This is a genomic window from Enterobacter sp. 198, assembly GCF_009025585.1.
Classification (GTDB): Bacteria; Pseudomonadota; Gammaproteobacteria; order Enterobacterales; family Enterobacteriaceae; genus Enterobacter; species Enterobacter ludwigii.
The window spans coordinates 117,628-137,246 of record NZ_WCIM01000006.1 but is presented as its reverse complement, the minus strand read 5'-3'; the positions used below and the strand labels follow the sequence as shown (position 1 = coordinate 137,246).

Annotated in this window: 11 protein-coding genes and 2 rRNA genes; 9 read left to right on the top strand and 4 right to left on the bottom strand. The window is 55.4% G+C overall.

Annotated features, from left to right (window positions below):
* Window positions 1-69 precede the first annotated feature (69 nt).
* The 6 genes from F8561_RS01935 to aceK all read left to right on the top strand — a co-directional run bounded on the left by F8561_RS01935 (window position 70) and on the right by aceK (window position 9,286).
* Window positions 70-2,975 (top strand): 23S ribosomal RNA (locus F8561_RS01935).
* Between the two features lie 63 nt (window positions 2,976-3,038).
* Window positions 3,039-3,154, top strand: a 5S ribosomal RNA gene (rrf, locus tag F8561_RS01930).
* 178 nt (window positions 3,155-3,332) lie between these two features.
* Window positions 3,333-4,262, top strand: coding sequence for a homoserine O-acetyltransferase MetA (metA, locus tag F8561_RS01925; protein WP_014168174.1), 930 nt, complete (start codon window positions 3,333-3,335; stop codon window positions 4,260-4,262).
* A 270-nt stretch (window positions 4,263-4,532) separates the two neighbouring features.
* Entirely contained in the window at window positions 4,533-6,134 is a 1,602-nt protein-coding gene (gene aceB / locus F8561_RS01920) for a malate synthase A (protein WP_151887086.1), read from the top strand.
* A gap of 31 nt (window positions 6,135-6,165) precedes the next feature.
* Window positions 6,166-7,470 carry an isocitrate lyase gene (gene aceA / locus F8561_RS01915; protein WP_020882864.1) on the top strand — a complete coding sequence of 435 codons (1,305 nt, stop codon included), beginning with the start codon at window positions 6,166-6,168 and terminating at the stop codon, window positions 7,468-7,470.
* Window positions 7,471-7,558: 88 nt separating this feature from the next.
* Window positions 7,559-9,286 carry a bifunctional isocitrate dehydrogenase kinase/phosphatase gene (gene aceK, locus F8561_RS01910; RefSeq protein WP_032681928.1) on the top strand — a complete coding sequence of 576 codons (1,728 nt, stop codon included), beginning with the start codon at window positions 7,559-7,561 and terminating at the stop codon, window positions 9,284-9,286.
* Between the two features lie 43 nt (window positions 9,287-9,329).
* On the opposite strand, the gene iclR is transcribed toward aceK, so the two are convergent.
* The gene (gene iclR, locus F8561_RS01905; RefSeq protein WP_020882862.1) at window positions 9,330-10,157 is read right to left on the bottom strand and encodes a glyoxylate bypass operon transcriptional repressor IclR; all 828 of its coding nucleotides are present in this window, start codon (window positions 10,155-10,157) and stop codon (window positions 9,330-9,332) included.
* A 194-nt stretch (window positions 10,158-10,351) separates the two neighbouring features.
* Between iclR and metH the strand changes: the two genes are divergently transcribed.
* The 3 genes from metH (at window position 10,352) to rluF (ending at window position 16,785) form a co-directional block, all read left to right on the top strand.
* Entirely contained in the window at window positions 10,352-14,035 is a 3,684-nt protein-coding gene (metH, locus tag F8561_RS01900) for a methionine synthase (protein WP_151887085.1), read from the top strand.
* 114 nt (window positions 14,036-14,149) lie between these two features.
* Window positions 14,150-15,781 carry a Na/Pi cotransporter family protein gene (locus F8561_RS01895; protein ID WP_020882860.1) on the top strand — a complete coding sequence of 544 codons (1,632 nt, stop codon included), beginning with the start codon at window positions 14,150-14,152 and terminating at the stop codon, window positions 15,779-15,781.
* Between the two features lie 134 nt (window positions 15,782-15,915).
* Complete coding sequence (gene rluF / locus F8561_RS01890) at window positions 15,916-16,785, top strand: 23S rRNA pseudouridine(2604) synthase RluF (protein ID WP_025206405.1); 870 nt, start codon at window positions 15,916-15,918, stop codon at window positions 16,783-16,785.
* On the opposite strand, the gene F8561_RS01885 is transcribed toward rluF, so the two are convergent.
* From F8561_RS01885 to lysC, 3 genes are all read right to left on the bottom strand, one after another.
* Window positions 16,786-17,058 (bottom strand): DUF3811 domain-containing protein, encoded by a 273-nt coding sequence (locus tag F8561_RS01885; RefSeq protein WP_014168182.1) that lies wholly within the window; start codon window positions 17,056-17,058, stop codon window positions 16,786-16,788.
* A gap of 50 nt (window positions 17,059-17,108) precedes the next feature.
* Complete coding sequence (gene panS / locus F8561_RS01880) at window positions 17,109-18,053, bottom strand: ketopantoate/pantoate/pantothenate transporter PanS (RefSeq protein WP_014168183.1); 945 nt, start codon at window positions 18,051-18,053, stop codon at window positions 17,109-17,111.
* 92 nt (window positions 18,054-18,145) lie between these two features.
* A complete protein-coding gene (lysC, locus tag F8561_RS01875) occupies window positions 18,146-19,495 on the bottom strand; it encodes a lysine-sensitive aspartokinase 3 (RefSeq protein WP_014168184.1) in 1,350 nt (449 codons plus the stop codon).
* Window positions 19,496-19,619: the final 124 nt, after the last annotated feature.

The following is a 19,619-nucleotide window of genomic DNA, read 5'->3' as shown; positions in this document are numbered from 1 at the left end:
ATGTGTGTTCGAGTCTCTCAAATTTTCGCAAACCGGTGATGAATCGAAAGAAACATCTTCGGGTTGTGAGGTTAAGCGACTAAGCGTACACGGTGGATGCCCTGGCAGTCAGAGGCGATGAAGGACGTGCTAATCTGCGAAAAGCGCCGGCGAGGTGATATGAACCTTTGACCCGGCGATGTCCGAATGGGGAAACCCAGTGTGTTCCGACACACTATCGTTAACTGAATACATAGGTTAACGAGGCGAACCGGGGGAACTGAAACATCTAAGTACCCCGAGGAAAAGAAATCAACCGAGATTCCCCCAGTAGCGGCGAGCGAACGGGGAGCAGCCCAGAGTCTGAATCAGCTTGTGTGTTAGTGGAAGCGTCTGGAAAGTCGCACGGTACAGGGTGACAGTCCCGTACACGAAAGCACACAGGCTGTGAACTCGAAGAGTAGGGCGGGACACGTGGTATCCTGTCTGAATATGGGGGGACCATCCTCCAAGGCTAAATACTCCTGACTGACCGATAGTGAACCAGTACCGTGAGGGAAAGGCGAAAAGAACCCCGGCGAGGGGAGTGAAAAAGAACCTGAAACCGTGTACGTACAAGCAGTGGGAGCCTCTTTTATGGGGTGACTGCGTACCTTTTGTATAATGGGTCAGCGACTTATATTCTGTAGCAAGGTTAACCGTATAGGGGAGCCGAAGGGAAACCGAGTCTTAACTGGGCGTTAAGTTGCAGGGTATAGACCCGAAACCCGGTGATCTAGCCATGGGCAGGTTGAAGGTTGGGTAACACTAACTGGAGGACCGAACCGACTAATGTTGAAAAATTAGCGGATGACTTGTGGCTGGGGGTGAAAGGCCAATCAAACCGGGAGATAGCTGGTTCTCCCCGAAAGCTATTTAGGTAGCGCCTCGTGAACTCATCTTCGGGGGTAGAGCACTGTTTCGGCTAGGGGGCCATCCCGGCTTACCAACCCGATGCAAACTACGAATACCGAAGAATGTTATCACGGGAGACACACGGCGGGTGCTAACGTCCGTCGTGAAGAGGGAAACAACCCAGACCGCCAGCTAAGGTCCCAAAGTCATGGTTAAGTGGGAAACGATGTGGGAAGGCACAGACAGCCAGGATGTTGGCTTAGAAGCAGCCATCATTTAAAGAAAGCGTAATAGCTCACTGGTCGAGTCGGCCTGCGCGGAAGATGTAACGGGGCTAAACCATGCACCGAAGCTGCGGCAGCGACACTATGTGTTGTTGGGTAGGGGAGCGTTCTGTAAGCCGTTGAAGGTGTCCTGTGAGGGGTGCTGGAGGTATCAGAAGTGCGAATGCTGACATAAGTAACGATAAAGCGGGTGAAAAGCCCGCTCGCCGGAAGACCAAGGGTTCCTGTCCAACGTTAATCGGGGCAGGGTGAGTCGACCCCTAAGGCGAGGCCGAAAGGCGTAGTCGATGGGAAACAGGTTAATATTCCTGTACTTGGTGTTACTGCGAAGGGGGGACGGAGAAGGCTATGTTAGCCGGGCGACGGTTGTCCCGGTTTAAGCATGTAGGCGGAGGTTCCAGGTAAATCCGGTTCCTTATTAACGCTGAGGTGTGATGACGAGGCACTACGGTGCTGAAGTAACAAATGCCCTGCTTCCAGGAAAAGCCTCTAAGCATCAGGTAACATCAAATCGTACCCCAAACCGACACAGGTGGTCAGGTAGAGAATACCAAGGCGCTTGAGAGAACTCGGGTGAAGGAACTAGGCAAAATGGTGCCGTAACTTCGGGAGAAGGCACGCTGATATGTAGGTGAAGCCCCTGCGGGTGGAGCTGAAATCAGTCGAAGATACCAGCTGGCTGCAACTGTTTATTAAAAACACAGCACTGTGCAAACACGAAAGTGGACGTATACGGTGTGACGCCTGCCCGGTGCCGGAAGGTTAATTGATGGGGTTAGCGGTAACGCGAAGCTCTTGATCGAAGCCCCGGTAAACGGCGGCCGTAACTATAACGGTCCTAAGGTAGCGAAATTCCTTGTCGGGTAAGTTCCGACCTGCACGAATGGCGTAATGATGGCCAGGCTGTCTCCACCCGAGACTCAGTGAAATTGAACTCGCTGTGAAGATGCAGTGTACCCGCGGCAAGACGGAAAGACCCCGTGAACCTTTACTATAGCTTGACACTGAACACTGGTCCTTGATGTGTAGGATAGGTGGGAGGCTTTGAAGCGTGGACGCCAGTCTGCGTGGAGCCAACCTTGAAATACCACCCTTTAATGGCTGGTGTTCTAACGTAGACCCGTAATCCGGGTTGCGGACAGTGTCTGGTGGGTAGTTTGACTGGGGCGGTCTCCTCCCAAAGAGTAACGGAGGAGCACGAAGGTTAGCTAATCCTGGTCGGACATCAGGAGGTTAGTGCAATGGCATAAGCTAGCTTGACTGCGAGAGTGACGGCTCGAGCAGGTGCGAAAGCAGGTCATAGTGATCCGGTGGTTCTGAATGGAAGGGCCATCGCTCAACGGATAAAAGGTACTCCGGGGATAACAGGCTGATACCGCCCAAGAGTTCATATCGACGGCGGTGTTTGGCACCTCGATGTCGGCTCATCACATCCTGGGGCTGAAGTAGGTCCCAAGGGTATGGCTGTTCGCCATTTAAAGTGGTACGCGAGCTGGGTTTAGAACGTCGTGAGACAGTTCGGTCCCTATCTGCCGTGGGCGCTGGAGAATTGAGGGGGGCTGCTCCTAGTACGAGAGGACCGGAGTGGACGCATCACTGGTGTTCGGGTTGTCATGCCAATGGCACTGCCCGGTAGCTAAATGCGGAAGAGATAAGTGCTGAAAGCATCTAAGCACGAAACTTGCCCCGAGATGAGTTCTCCCTGAGACTTTAAGTCTCCTGAAGGAACGTTGAAGACTACGACGTTGATAGGTCGGGTGTGTAAGCGCAGCGATGCGTTGAGCTAACCGATACTAATGAACCGTGAGGCTTAACCTTACAACGCCGAAGATGTTTTGGCGATGAGAGATGATTTTCAGCTGATACAGATTACAGAATTTGCCTGGCGGCTTTAGCGCGGTGGTCCCACCTGACCCCATGCCGAACTCAGAAGTGAAACGCCGTAGCGCCGATGGTAGTGTGGGGTCTCCCCATGTGAGAGTAGGGAACTGCCAGGCATCAATTAAAAGAACCCCGTACCGTATGGTGCGGGGTTTTTTGCTTTTTGGGCTTCTTACTTCCTCCTTGAAACTTTCTCACCTTCCGCTTGCAGACTCGACATTCAGCCTGTTTCTGGGTATCGTTAGCTGTCTGGATGTCTAAACGTTTATACGTATGCTGTGAGGATATGAGGTTATGCCGATTCGGGTGCAGGACGAGCTACCAGCCGTCAATTTCTTACGTGATGAAAACGTCTTTGTGATGACGACTTCACGCGCTACAGGTCAGGAAATTCGCCCACTGAAGGTGCTTATTCTCAATCTGATGCCGAAAAAGATCGAAACAGAGAACCAGTTCCTGCGTTTACTTTCGAACTCGCCGCTGCAGGTTGATATCCAGCTGCTGCGAATCGATGCCCGTGAGTCGCGAAATACGCCTTCTGAGCATCTGAATAACTTTTACTGTAACTTCGACGACATTCGCGACGAAAACTTCGACGGGCTGATTGTGACCGGTGCACCGCTGGGCCTGGTCGAATTTAATGATGTTGCCTACTGGCCGCAGATCAAACAGGTACTGGAGTGGGCTAAAGATCACGTCACGTCCACGTTGTTTGTTTGTTGGGCGGTGCAAGCCGCCCTGAATATCCTCTATGGGATCCCCAAACAAACCCGCACTGAGAAGCTTTCAGGTGTTTACGAGCACCACCTTGTCCAACCTCACGCCCTGTTGACGCGCGGGTTCGATGACTCCTTCCTGGCCCCACACTCGCGCTACGCCGATTTCCCGGCACAGCTGATTCGTGATTACACCGATCTCGATATCCTGGCCGAAACCGAAGACGGGGATGCTTACCTGTTTGCCAGTAAAGACAAGCGCATTGCCTTTGTTACCGGCCATCCTGAATACGATCCGAACACCCTCGCGTCGGAGTATTTCCGTGACGTTGAAGCCGGTCTGAATCCGGACGTTCCGTACAACTATTTCCCCAAAAACGATCCACAGAACAAACCGAGAGCCACCTGGCGTAGCCACGGGAATTTGCTGTTTACGAACTGGCTCAACTATTACGTCTACCAGATCACGCCATACGATCTGCGCCACATGAATCCAACGCTGGAGTAATCTTCTGCACTAAACGATCCTAAAGCGTTTCAGCTATTCACATCAGGCACCTTCGGGTGCCTTTTTCATTTCCGAAACACCACTCAACAAACAATAAAACTTTAATTTCATATTAATCAATGTGTTAAATGCATTTAATAATTAAAATGGAAATTGTTTTTGATTTTGGAAAAAATATAGATAGTCTTAATTCTGCTGAGCGAAAACTACACAACGATCTTTCGTTCGCATCGGGGGCGTGATTTTGGATCTTTGATGAGGAGCAGAGTAATGACTCAACAGGCAACGACGGTCGATGAACTGGCCTTTACCCAGCCGCATGGCGAGCAAGAACAGCAAATTTTGACAGCAGACGCTGTCGAATTCCTGACCGAACTGGTGACCCGCTTTACGCCAACGCGCAATAAGCTGCTGGCGGCACGCATTCATCAGCAGCAGGAAATTGATGATGGCAAGTTGCCTGGGTTTATTTCGGAAACCGCTTCCATTCGCCGTGGTGAGTGGAAAATCCGCGGCATTCCGGATGATTTACAGGATCGGCGCGTCGAAATCACCGGCCCGGTGGAGCGCAAAATGGTGATCAACGCCATGAACGCGAACGTAAAAGTCTTTATGGCAGATTTTGAGGACTCACTGGCGCCGGACTGGCATAAGGTTATCGACGGGCAAATCAATCTGCGCGATGCCGTAAATGGCACCATCAGCTATACCAACGAAGCCGGCAAAATCTATCAACTGAAACCCAATCCGGCGGTTCTGATCTGTCGCGTACGTGGACTGCATCTGCCTGAAAAGCATGTCACCTGGCGTGGCGAAGCCATTCCGGGCAGTCTGTTTGACTTCGCCCTCTATTTCTTCCACAACCACAAGAATCTGCTGGCAAAAGGCAGCGGCCCCTATTTCTATCTGCCGAAAACACAGGCCTGGCAGGAAGCGGCCTGGTGGAGTGAAGTGTTTAGCTTCACGGAAGATCGTTTCAACCTGCCGCGCGGCACCATTAAAGCCACCCTGCTGATTGAAACGCTGCCTGCCGTGTTCCAGATGAACGAAATTCTGCATGCGCTGCGCGACCATATTGTTGGGCTGAACTGTGGACGCTGGGATTACATCTTCAGCTACATCAAAACCCTGAAAAATCATCCCGATCGTGTACTGCCGGATCGCCAGGTTGTCACCATGGATAAACCGTTCCTGAGTGCCTACTCACGCCTGTTGATTAAGACCTGCCACAAGCGTGGGGCCTTTGCGATGGGGGGAATGGCAGCATTTATCCCAAGCAAAGATGCTGAACGTAACAATCAGGTGCTCAACAAGGTGAAAGCCGATAAAGAGCTTGAAGCACGAAATGGCCATGACGGAACGTGGATCGCGCATCCGGGTCTGGCGGATACGGCAATGGACGTCTTCAACCGCGTACTTGGTGAGAACAAAAACCAGCTGTTTGTGACGCGTGATGAGGATGCCCCAAAGGCTGAAAAACACCTGCTGGCACCGTGTGCGGGCGAGCGTACGGAAGAGGGCATGCGCGCCAATATCCGCGTAGCCGTCCAGTACATTGAAGCGTGGATCTCCGGTAACGGCTGCGTGCCGATCTACGGCCTGATGGAAGATGCCGCTACCGCCGAAATCTCTCGCACCTCAATCTGGCAGTGGATCCACCATCAAAAAACGCTCAGCAACGGCAAGCCGGTGACCAAATCCCTGTTCCGTCAGATGCTGGCCGAAGAGATGCGGGTGATCCAGGACGAACTGGGTGAACACCGCTTCAGCAGCGGACGTTTTGATGACGCCGCTCGCCTGATGGAGCAAATCACCACATCTGATGACTTAATCGACTTCCTGACCATGCCGGGCTACCGCTTCCTGGCGTAATTCACCCCACAACAATATGGAGCATCTGCACATGAAAACCCGTACCCAACAAATCGAAGAATTGAAGAAAGAGTGGACCCAACCTCGCTGGGAAGGCATCCGCCGCCCGTATAGCGCGGAAGAGGTGGTGAAATTGCGTGGCTCGGTCAATCCGGAATGTACCCTGGCGCAGCGCGGCGCGGCGAAAATGTGGGATCTGCTGCACGGCGGTGCCAAAAAAGGTTACATCAATAGCCTCGGCGCGCTGACTGGCGGCCAGGCCCTGCAGCAGGCGAAAGCCGGCATCGAAGCCATCTATCTTTCCGGCTGGCAGGTTGCGGCGGACGCCAACCTGGCCTCCAGCATGTATCCGGATCAGTCGCTCTATCCGGCAAACTCGGTACCAACCGTGGTGGATCGGATCAACAACACCTTCCGCCGTGCGGATCAGATCCAGTGGGCGGCAGGCATTGAGCCAAACGATCCGCGTTTTATTGACTATTTTCTGCCAATCGTCGCGGATGCGGAAGCGGGATTCGGCGGCGTGCTGAACGCCTTTGAGCTGATGAAATCGATGATTGAGGCCGGTGCAGCGGCCGTTCACTTCGAAGACCAGCTCGCGTCAGTGAAGAAATGCGGACACATGGGCGGGAAAGTCCTTGTCCCAACCCAGGAAGCGATTCAGAAGCTGGTTGCGGCGCGTCTGGCGGCTGACGTGCTCGGCGTACCTACGCTGGTGATTGCCCGTACCGATGCGGATGCGGCTGACCTGATCACCTCTGACTGCGATCCTTACGACAGCGAGTTCATTACCGGTGAACGCACCAGCGAAGGGTTTTATCGTACCCATGCTGGCATTGAACAGGCGATCAGCCGTGGGCTGGCATATGCACCGTATGCGGACCTGGTCTGGTGCGAAACCTCCACGCCGGACCTGGCGCTGGCAAAACGCTTTGCCGATGCTATCCACGCCAAATATCCGGGCAAACTGCTGGCCTATAACTGCTCGCCGTCCTTCAACTGGCAGAAGAAACTGGACGATAAAACCATCGCCAGCTTCCAGCAGCAGCTGTCCGACATGGGCTACAAATATCAGTTCATCACGCTGGCTGGCATTCACAGCATGTGGTTCAACATGTTCGACCTCGCGCATGCCTACGCGCAGGGTGAAGGCATGAAACATTACGTTGAGAAGGTGCAGCAGCCGGAATTTGCTGCCGGTAAAGAGGGCTATACCTTCGTTTCGCATCAGCAGGAGGTCGGGACCGGTTACTTCGATAACGTGACCACTATCATCCAGGGGGGCACCTCCTCCGTCACCGCCTTAACGGGATCGACGGAAGAAGCCCAGTTCTGAGCCGTGTAACGCCCGGTAGCACGCTACCGGGCCTGTGAACATACTCCCTCTCCCGTCGGGAGGGGGCCGGGGTGAGGGAGCATGAACAATGTCGCGTGGTCTGGAATTACTGATTGCCCAAACTATTCTGCAGGGCTTCGATGCCCAGTACGGACGTTTCCTGGAAGTCACATCCGGCGCGCAGCAGCGTTTTGAGCACGCCGACTGGCATGCGGTTCAGCAGGCCATGAAGCAGCGAATCCACCTTTACGACCACCATGTGGGTCTGGTGGTGGAGCAGTTGCGCTGCATTACCGACGGCAAAATCCCTGACGCGGAGTTTTTACTGCGCGTGAAGGAGCATTACACCCATCTGTTACCTGATTACCCGCGCTTCGAGATTGCGGAGAGCTTTTTCAACTCCGTCTATTGCCGGTTATTTGACCACCGCTCATTATCTCCTGAGCGGTTATTTATCTTTAGCTCTCAGCCGGAACGCCGCTTTCGCACTATTCCGCGTCCGCTGGCGAAGGATTTCTTTCCCGATCGTGGCTGGGAAAAACTCCTGCATCGCGTATTAACGGATTTGCCGCTGCGTTTGCCCTGGGAGAATAAAACCCGTGATATCGGCTATATCTCTGCGCATCTCAAGGAGACCTTCGGCGAAGAGGTGCTCGGGCAAAGCCATTTGCAGGTTGCCAATGAGCTTTTTTACCGTAATAAGGCCGCCTGGCTGGTCGGTAAACTGATGACACCGTCGGCCATTGTGCCGTTTCTGTTACCCATCCATCGTACCGATGACGGTGAACTGTTTGTTGATACCTGCCTGACGACCAGCGCCGAGGCCAGCATTGTCTTTGGTTTCGCCCGCTCCTACTTTATGGTGTATGCCCCGCTGCCTGCTGCTCTGGTGGAGTGGTTGCGCGAGATCCTCCCGGGGAAAACCACCGCCGAGCTGTACATGGCCATTGGCTGTCAGAAGCACGCCAAGACGGAAAGCTATCGGGAATATCTGCGCTATGTCACCACGGCAGATGAGCAATTTATCGAAGCCCCCGGTATTCGCGGCATGGTGATGCTGGTCTTTACCCTGCCGGGTTTTGATCGGGTGTTTAAGGTCATCAAAGATACGTTCGCGCCGCAGAAGGAGATGACCGCTGCTCACGTCCGCGCCTGCTACCAGCTGGTTAAAGAGCACGATCGCGTCGGGCGAATGGCGGACACCCAGGAGTTCGAGAACTTTGTGCTGGATAAGCAGCAGATCGATCCGGCATTAATGGCGTTATTACTGCAGGAAGCGCCGGCGAAAATCACCGATCTGGGCGACAAAATTGCCATCAGCCATCTCTATATCGAACGCCGCATGATCCCACTCAATATCTGGCTGGAGCAGTCCGAAGGTCAGGCACTGCGTGATGCCATTGAAGAATACGGCAACGCTATCCGTCAGCTTGCCGCCGCGAATATCTTCCCGGGCGACATGCTGTTTAAAAACTTCGGGGTCACCCGTCACGGGCGGGTGGTGTTCTACGATTACGATGAAATTTGCTATATGACTGAGGTGAATTTTCGCGATATACCGCAGCCCCGCTATCCGGAAGATGAACTGTCCGGCGAGCCGTGGTACAGCATCTCACCGGGAGATGTCTTTCCTGAGGAGTTTCGTCACTGGCTGTGCGCTGACCCGCGCATCCGGCCACTGTTTGAAGAGATGCATGATGACCTGTTTCGTGCCAGCTACTGGCGGGGTCTGCAGACGCGCATCAGGAATGGGCATGTGGAAGATGTGTATGCCTATCGCCGCAAACAACGGTTTTGCATCCGATATGCGGTGTAATGCCCCCTCTCCCGACGGGAGAGGGATTCAGGTGCACCCGATGTTATCGAATCCCGCCATATGCCAGCGTGACCTCTTTCGCCGCCTTAATCACCAGCGCACCTAACTCCGTGACGCGGTCATCGGTCATACGGGAAATCGGTCCGGAGATCGAAATGGCGGCAAACGGCTCGCGGTGCTCGTCAAAGATGCAGGCCGCAATGCAGCGCAGGCCTAACGCATGCTCCTCGTCATCAAACGAATAGCCGCGCTTGCGGGTCAGGGCCAGATCTTCTTTCAGATGTACCGGTGAGACCAGCGTGGCGTGGGTGTAGGCGTGCAGCCCTTTCCGGTGCAGCAGCCCGGTGACCTGCTCTTCGCTGAGCTGCGACAGAAACGCTTTCCCCGCCCCGGAGGCATGCATCGGCAGCTTGCCGCCAATCGGTGCCGACATACGCATTAGCTGCGTGCACTGTACCTGATCGATGATAATGGCCTGATGGTCGCTCTGGTCGAGCACGGCCAGGTTTACCGTCTCGCCGGAATCTTCCATCAGCTTGCGCAGAATAGGGTGCACAATCGCCAGCAGGTTGCGGCTCTGCAGGAAGCTGCTGCCGACGATAAACGCATGTGCGCCCACCGCCCAGTGTCCCAGCTCGCCCACCTGGCGCACAAAGCCCAGCTGCTGCATCGTGGTCAACAGTCGATGGGTCGTTGAGTTCGGCAGGCCAGCCTGCTGTGCCAGCTCTGTCAGGGCCACGCTGCTGTGCGACTCGGCTATCCATTCCAGCAGCTTCAAACCGCGCGTGAGCGATTGAACCTGTCCGCCCTGAGAGGCGGCGGTGGTGGCAGCAGGTTTTCTGCCGCGTTTAGCGGGAACGGTCGTGACCATGACGAACTCCTTTTTCTGTATCGTGGAAATCATTTTCGTTTTATTTGGTGATTTTGCAACCGTTATCCTGACTGATCGGATGAGTGATAGTGAACATGTCTCATGTTACCGCTGTGTGACTTTTACACCCTGCGAGATTGTGCCAGTATGGACTGCTGGCCTTTTGGCCTGGTTGAGCGTTGTCGGGAGCAAGTGTGAGCAGCAAAGTAGAGCAACTGCGTGCGCAGTTAAATAAACGAATTCTGGTGCTGGACGGCGGCATGGGTACCATGATCCAGAGCTATCGTCTGAGTGAAGACGATTTCCGTGGCGAGCGTTTCGCCGACTGGCCATGCGACCTCAAAGGTAACAACGACCTTCTGGTGCTCAGCAAACCACAGGTCATTTCGGCGATCCACAACGCGTATTTCGAGGCGGGTGCGGATATCGTCGAAACCAACACCTTTAACTCGACAACCATCGCCATGGCGGATTACCAGATGGAATCCCTGTCGGCGGAGATAAACCTTGCCGCGGCAAAGCTGGCCCGCGCCTGCGCTGATGAATGGACAGCCCGTACGCCGGACAAACCGCGCTACGTGGCCGGGGTGCTTGGCCCGACCAACCGCACCGCGTCGATTTCACCCGATGTGAACGACCCGGCCTTTCGTAACATCAGCTTTGATCAGCTGGTGGCGGCGTATCGTGAATCGACCAAAGCGCTGGTGGAAGGCGGTTCCGATCTGATCCTGATTGAAACGGTATTCGATACCCTCAATGCCAAAGCCGCGATTTACGCGGTGAAAGAGGAGTTCGAGGCGCTGGGCGTCGACCTGCCGATCATGATTTCCGGTACCATCACCGACGCCTCTGGTCGTACCCTCTCCGGCCAGACCACAGAAGCTTTTTACAACTCCCTGCGTCACGCTGAAGCGCTCTCTTTCGGCCTGAACTGCGCGCTGGGTCCCGATGAGCTGCGCCAGTATGTGCAGGAACTTTCGCGCATCGCTGAATGCTATGTCACCGCACACCCGAACGCCGGCCTGCCGAACGCCTTTGGTGAATACGATCTGGATGCAGACACCATGGCGGCGCAAATCCGCGAGTGGGCCGAATCCGGTTTTCTGAATATCGTCGGTGGTTGCTGCGGTACCACGCCAGAGCATATTGCCGCGATGAGCAATGCGGTGGCGGGTCTGCCGCCGCGTCAACTGCCTACGCTGCCGGTTGCCTGCCGTTTGGCCGGCCTTGAGCCGTTGACCATCGGTGACGACAGCCTGTTTGTGAACGTCGGGGAGCGGACTAATGTGACCGGTTCGGCGAAATTCAAACGGCTGATTAAAGAAGAGAAGTACAGTGAAGCGCTGGACGTGGCCCGCCAGCAGGTTGAGAGCGGCGCCCAGATCATCGACATCAATATGGATGAGGGGATGCTCGACGCCGAAGCGGCGATGGTGCGCTTCCTCAACCTGATTGCCGGTGAGCCGGACATTGCCCGGGTGCCGATCATGATTGACTCCTCTAAGTGGGAAGTCATCGAGAAAGGGCTGAAGTGTATTCAGGGTAAAGGCATTGTTAACTCCATCTCGATGAAAGAAGGCATTGATACCTTTATCCACCACGCGAAGATGGTGCGCCGTTATGGTGCCGCCGTGGTGGTGATGGCCTTCGATGAAATAGGCCAGGCCGATACCCGTGCGCGCAAAATCGAGATTTGCCGCCGCGCATACAAAATTCTGACCGAAGAGGTGGGCTTCCCGCCGGAAGACATCATCTTCGACCCGAACATTTTCGCGGTTGCCACCGGTATTGAAGAGCACAATAACTACGCGCAGGACTTTATCGGCGCGTGTGAAGACATCAAACGCGAGCTGCCGCATGCGCTGATCTCCGGCGGCGTATCGAACGTGTCATTCTCCTTCCGCGGTAACGATCCGGTGCGTGAAGCTATCCACGCCGTGTTCCTCTATTACGCTATCCGTAACGGTATGGACATGGGGATCGTTAACGCCGGACAGCTGGCCATTTACGACGACCTGCCGGCGGAACTGCGCGACGCCGTAGAAGACGTGATCCTCAACCGGCGTGATGATGCCACCGAGCGCATGCTGGATCTGGCCGAGAAATACCGCGGCAGTAAATCCGATGCATCGGTAAACATTCAGCAGGCGGAGTGGCGTGCCTGGGACGTGAAAAAACGTCTGGAATACTCACTCGTTAAGGGAATTACCGAGTTTATTGAACAGGACACCGAAGAAGCACGGCAGCAATCGACGCGCCCGATTGAAGTGATCGAAGGGCCGCTGATGGACGGCATGAACGTGGTCGGCGATCTGTTTGGCGAAGGCAAAATGTTCCTGCCGCAGGTGGTGAAATCCGCACGCGTCATGAAGCAGGCGGTGGCCTATCTCGAACCCTTTATCGAAGCCAGCAAAGAGAAAGGCTCCAGCAACGGTAAAATGGTGATCGCCACCGTGAAGGGCGACGTGCATGACATCGGTAAGAACATTGTGGGCGTCGTACTGCAGTGTAATAACTACGAGATTATCGATCTTGGCGTGATGGTGCCGGCGGATAAAATCCTCAAAACCGCGCGCGAAGTGAATGCTGACCTGATTGGACTTTCCGGGCTGATTACCCCGTCGCTGGACGAGATGGTCAACGTGGCGAAAGAGATGGAGCGTCAGGGCTTTACCATTCCACTGCTGATTGGCGGGGCGACAACGTCCAAAGCGCACACGGCGGTGAAAATCGAGCAGAACTACAGTGGCCCGACGGTTTATGTGCAAAACGCCTCGCGTACCGTGGGCGTCGTGTCGGCATTGTTGTCTGCCACCCAGCGCGATGATTTTGTCGAGCGTACCCGCAAAGAGTACGAGACCGTGCGTATTCAGCATGGCCGTAAGAAACCGCGGACGCCGCCGGTGACACTCCAGGCCGCACGCGATAACGATCTGGCGTTTGACTGGGCCAGCTATACACCCCCCGTAGCGCATCGTCTGGGCGTTCAGGACGTCACTGCCAGCATCGAGACGCTGCGTAACTACATCGACTGGACACCGTTCTTCATGACCTGGTCACTGGCGGGCAAATATCCCCGCATCCTTGAAGATGAGGTGGTCGGGGAAGAAGCCAAACGCCTGTTCAACGACGCCAACGAAATGCTTGATCAGTTGAGTGCGCAAAAAAGCCTCAACCCGCGCGGCGTGGTGGGCCTGTTCCCGGCGAACCGTGTGGGCGACGACATCGAAATTTATCGCGACGAGACCCGCACGCACGTGCTGGCAGTAAGTCGCCATCTGCGCCAGCAAACCGAGAAAGTGGGCTTTGCTAACTACTGCCTGGCCGATTTCGTTGCACCGAAGCTTTCCGGCAAAGCGGATTATATCGGGGCGTTTGCCGTGACCGGGGGTCTTGAGGAAGATGCGCTGGCGGAAGCGTTCGATGCGCAGCACGATGATTACAATAAAATCATGGTGAAAGCGATTGTCGATCGTCTGGCGGAAGCCTTCGCAGAGTACCTCCACGAGCGCGTGCGCAAGGTGCACTGGGGCTACGCGGCCAATGAGAACCTCAGCAACGAGGAGCTGATCCGCGAAAACTACCAGGGGATTCGTCCGGCTCCGGGCTATCCAGCCTGCCCGGAACACACCGAAAAGGGCACTATCTGGACATTGCTGGATGTAGAAGCCCATACCGGCATGAAGCTCACCGAGTCTTTCGCCATGTGGCCTGGGGCATCGGTGTCCGGCTGGTATTTCAGCCATCCCGACAGCAAATACTTCGCCGTCGCGCAGCTGCAGCGCGATCAGATTGAAGATTACGCCCTGCGCAAAGGTATGAGTGTCTCAGAGGTTGAACGCTGGCTGGCACCCAATTTAGGCTACGACGCTGACTAACGTCACTTTTCCTTACAACAAACAGGGCGCTCATTGGGCGCCCTGTCTCTTTCTTACGTTTAAACCCTTATACTGAATCATAAAAACGTAGAACGATAAGGAGGAGAACCTTCCGTGCTGACCCTGTTACACTTGCTTTCCGCAGTAGCACTGCTGGTATGGGGCACGCATATTGTCCGTACCGGCGTTATGCGCGTCTTTGGCGCGCGCTTACGCACCGTTCTCAGCAGCAGCGTTGAGAAGAAGCCGCTCGCCTTCTGCGCGGGCATCGGCGTGACGGCACTGGTGCAGAGCAGTAATGCGACGACCCTGCTCGTGACCTCGTTTGTGGCGCAGGATCTGGTGGCGCTGGCACCCGCGCTGGTCATTGTGCTGGGCGCTGACGTGGGGACCGCGCTGATGGCGCGTATCCTGACCTTCGATCTCTCCTGGCTGTCGCCGCTGCTGATTTTTATCGGTGTCATCTTCTTCCTTGGCCGTAAGCAGACGCGTGCCGGACAGCTTGGCCGCGTGGGGATTGGCCTTGGGTTGATCCTGCTGGCGCTGGAGCTGATTGTGCAGGCGGTGACCCCCATCACCGAGGCCAACGGCGTTCAGGTCATCTTTGCCTCGCTGACCGGGGACATCATGCTGGATGCGTTGATCGGCGCGGTATTTGCCATCGTCAGTTACTCCAGCCTGGCCGCTGTGCTGCTGACGGCGACGTTAACCGCCGCGGGGGCGATCTCTTTCCCGGTCGCGCTGTGTCTGGTGATCGGGGCCAACCTTGGCTCTGGCCTGCTGGCGATGCTCAATAACAGCGCCGCAAACGCTGCTGCCCGGCGCGTGGCGCTCGGAAGCCTGCTGTTTAAGCTGGTGGGCAGCCTGATTATTCTGCCGTTTGTCTATCCGCTGGCCAACCTGATGGACAATCTCCCGTTACCGAAGGCTGAGCTGGTAATCTATTTCCACGTGTTTTACAACCTGGTGCGTTGTCTGGCGATGGTGCCTTTTGCTGAACCCATGGCCCGCTTCTGCGAACGGCTTATTCGGGATGAACCGGAGCTGGATGCGCGTCTGAAACCTAAGCATCTGGACACCTCCGCGCTGGATACCCCGGCACTGGCGCTGGCTAATGCCGCGCGCGAGACGCTGCGCATGGGCGATGCCATGGAAACGATGCTTGAAGGGCTGCAAAAGGTCATGCACGGAGAGCCGCGAGAAGAGAAAGAGCTGCGCAGGCTGGCGGACGATATCAACGTGCTCTATACCGCCATCAAGCTCTACCTGGCGCGTATTCCGCAGGATGAACTGGCAGAGGAAGAGTCCCGCCGCTGGGCGGAAATCATCGAAATGTCGCTTAACCTCGAACAGGCCTCGGATATCGTTGAGCGTATGGGAAGTGAAATTGCTGACAAATCCCTTGCCGCGCGCCGCGCCTTCTCGGTTGAAGGCCTGAAGGAGCTGGAGGCGCTGCACGAGCAGTTGCTGAGCAACCTGAAGCTGGCGATGCTGGTCTTCTTCTCCAGCGACGTACCGAGCGCCCGCCGCTTGCGTCGTAACAAACATCGCTTCCGTATCCTCAACCGGCGCTACTCGCACGCCCACGTTGAACGACTGCACCAGCAGAACGTCCAGAGCATTGAAACCAGCTCCCTGCACCTGGGGTTGCTGGGGGACATGAAGCGTCTCAACTCGTTATTCTGCGCGGTCGCTTATAGCGTCATGGAGCAGCCGGATGAAGACGACGATCGAGATGAATATTAATCTCTGAAAGCGCCTTTATAAGGTGGTTAACCACAAAACCAGCAGGTTTACGCCGGGCATGATGCCCGGTAACCGTCGGCTAATCTTTTTACCAGCCCAAACCTAAGGTATATTTCGCCTTTACAGGAGAAACTATGCTGCCAACTCAATCAACACGATTAAACAAATACATTAGCGAGAGCGGGATCTGCTCACGTCGCGAGGCGGACCGTTACATTGAACAGGGTAACGTGTTCCTCAACGGCAAACGCGCCACCATCGGTGATCAGGTCGTCCCCGGTGACGTGGTCAAAGTGAATGGTCAGCTCATTGAACCGCGTGATGCGGAAGACCTGGTATTTATCGCGTTGAATAAGCCGGTTGGCATCGTCAGTACCACGGAAGACGGCGAGCGGGACAACATTGTTGATTTCGTTAACCACAGCAGCCGTATCTTCCCGATTGGCCGCCTTGATAAAGACTCACAGGGGCTGATTTTCCTGACCAACCACGGCGATCTGGTGAATAAAATTCTGCGTGCCGGAAACGACCACGAGAAAGAGTACATCGTTACGGTCAATAAGCCGGTCACGGACGACTTTATCCGCGGTATGGGCGCAGGTGTGCCGATTCTGGGGACCGTCACGAAGAAGTGCAAGGTGAAGAAAGAGGCGCCATTTGCTTTCCGCATTACCCTTGTGCAGGGCTTAAACCGTCAGATCCGCCGGATGTGCGAGCACTTCGGTTATGACGTGGTGAAGCTCGAACGTACGCGCATTATGAACGTGAGTCTGTCCGGTATTCCACTGGGCGAGTGGCGTGATTTAACGGATGACGAACTGATTGAGCTGTTCAGGCTCATCGAGAATTCATCGTCTGAAGCGAAGCCAAAAACGAAAGCCAAACCGAAAACCCAGGCCATTAAGCGCCCGGTGGTGAAAGCGCCGCCATCAGAAGAGAAAAGCCGCGGCAAGCCTGCGGGCAAACGCTTCGTCCAGCCGGGGCGTAAAAAGAAAGGGCGCTAATTAGCGCCTTCCACGGGGTGAGGTATTGGCTGACCAGGAAAAGGTCGCTTCTTTATCGGGTTTATAAGCCTGCTCTTTTTTCAGCTTGCGGGCTTGTTTCGCCTCAGTTTCACGCTGAGCCATCAATTTATCGATGTACTCTTTTTTAACCTGATTAGTTTCGGCGTTAGTCAGCGTGCGGCCATGGGCGATACGAGCGCGGTCGAGGAGCGTTTTTAGTTCGCGCTGCTCAGCTTCCGTCATGTCTTTCTGGGTCAAACGTGGTGTAGCCATTGCTGAAGCCTCCTGAAGGGGAGGCTCCAGTGTAAAGCAAGCGAAGGAAATTAACCCTGTTTCACTGCATCTTTTTTCGCGGGCTCATTAATGGGTTTGCCTGACCAGTAGCCTGCCAGCAGCGAGCCGGACAGATTATGCCAGACGGAGAACAGCGCACCCGGCAGGGCTGCCAGCGGCGAGAAGTAGATCTTGCCCAGTGCTGCGGCCAGCCCCGAGTTTTGCATCCCCACTTCGATTGCCAGCGTACGACAGGTGGATTCGTCGAAACCAAACAGCTTCCCGCCCCAGTAACCGCCCAAAAGACCAAGGGTGTTATGCAACACCACCGCGATGATCACCACAAAGCCCACTGAGGCAATGTGCGATGCAGAGCCGGCAACCACGGCGCTGATGATAGCCAGAATACAGACCATCGAGAAGGCAGGCAGGTACGGTTCAACGGCTTTGACAACGCGTGGGAACAGATGGTGAATCACCAGGCCCAGCGCAATCGGGATCACCACAATCTGCAGAATACTGAGCAGCATCCCCATGACGTCTACCTGAATCTGCGCATCCACATACAGACGCGTTAACAGAGGCGTGGCAATCACGCCCACCAGCGTTGAAACGGAAGAGATGGTCACCGAGAGCGCCACATCACCTTTTGCCAGGTAAATCATCACATTGGATGCCGTGCCGCTGGCCACGCTGCCGACCAGCACCATACCGGCGGATAAATCTGGCGGCATTTTAAAGGCCATGGCCAGCAGCCAGGCCGCAAGCGGCATGACCAGATAGTGCAGGAAAATCCCTGCCGCTACGGGGGCCGGGCGCGACAGAACGCGTTTGAAGTCGTCAATTTTCAGGTGTACGCCCATGCCGAGCATAATCAGCATCAGCAGCGTCGTGACCCACGGGCCAATGCCCGTAAAGTGGGTGGGAGTGTAATACGCGAGTACGGAAAGCAGCAGTGCCCACAACGGGAACAGCCGGGTGATGGCGGATAACATAGATAGTCCTTGCAGTATTGTCGTGTTGTTTAGTTATAAAAAAGCCGGGTCTGTGCCCGGCTTATAGATATTGTTTATCGTGCTAACGAATTTTATTCAAACAAATTCTGATGAAGTTTTTGCACGACCTGCTCGGCCTGATCGGCTGGCACCAGGAAGCAGAGGTTGTAGCTGGAGGCGCCGTAGCAAATCATACGAATGCTGAACGGGTCGAGTACGCCGAAGACCTCTTTGCCCACGCCGCAGGCACGCGACAGCTTGTTGCCGATGATGGCAACCAGCGCCAGATCTTCTTCCACTTCCACGCGGCACAACTCAGAGAGTTCGATCAGCAACGACTGCGTCAGCAGGGTGTCGCCGGTTGACGTGGAGCCAGTGGTGTCCAGCGTCAGCGCGATGCTCACTTCGGATGTGGTGATCAAATCCACGGAGATATTATGGCGCGCGAGGATGCCAAACACTTCCGCCAGGAAACCGCGAGAATGCAGCATATTGTGGCTGTGCAGCGTCACCAGCGTCTGGCGGCGGCGCAGGGCCAGCGCTCGGAACAATGGCGGGTTTTCGGTTTTCTTGCACACCAGCGTACCGCCTGCTTTGGGATCCTTACTGGAGCCAACGAAGACCGGGATATCGCTGCGCACGGCCGGCAACAGCGTCGCCGGGTGCAATACTTTCGCGCCGAAGGTGGCCATTTCGGCCGCCTCTTCAAACGCGATCACATCAATGCGTTTCGCCGCAGAGACCACGCGCGGGTCGGTGGTGTAAATACCCGGCACGTCAGTCCAGATATCCACACGGGTGGCATGCAGCGCTTCGCCGAGCAGGGCTGCCGTATAGTCACTGCCACCGCGGCCAAGCGTTGTTGTACGGCCTTTGGCTTCGCTACCGATAAAGCCCTGAGTGATCACCATCCCTTCTGCCAGGCGCGGAGCCAGTTGCTGCTGGGTCAGTTCGGCCAGCATTTCAACATCCGGCTCGGCACGGCCAAAGCGATCGCTGGTGCGCATGACTTTACGCACGTCAAACCATTGAGCATGGACGTTACGCTCGCGGAGGATCTCCACGAACAGCAGCGTGGACATCAGCTCGCCGTGGCTGACCAGTTCATCGGTCAGCGCGGTGGAGGTCGCCAGAGAGGCGGCTTCAGCCAGGGTAGTGATATTTTCCAGCAGGCGTTCCACTTCCTCACGGATCACGTTCGGATTCTGCAGACGTTCAAGGATGTTGAACTGAATTTTGCGCAGTGCGTCCAGCTTAACGAAACGTTCGGTTGCTTCCAGTCCTTCAGACAGAGAAACCAGCAGGTTCGTCACGCCAGCAGAGGCGGAAAGCACCACCAGGCGGGTATTCGGATCGGCCAGCACCACATCGGCGCTGCGGTTCATGGCATCGTAATCGGCCACACTGGTGCCGCCAAATTTGGCGACCACAAAACTCGTCATAACAACCTCGTGTCAGGGAATGAATAAAGCGACCTTGGCACAAGAATGAAACGAGAACAGGTGCAGGCGCAAAATACGGCCCTATAAATAAAATGTGGGGGAGGTCCTGTCAATGCTGGGATTA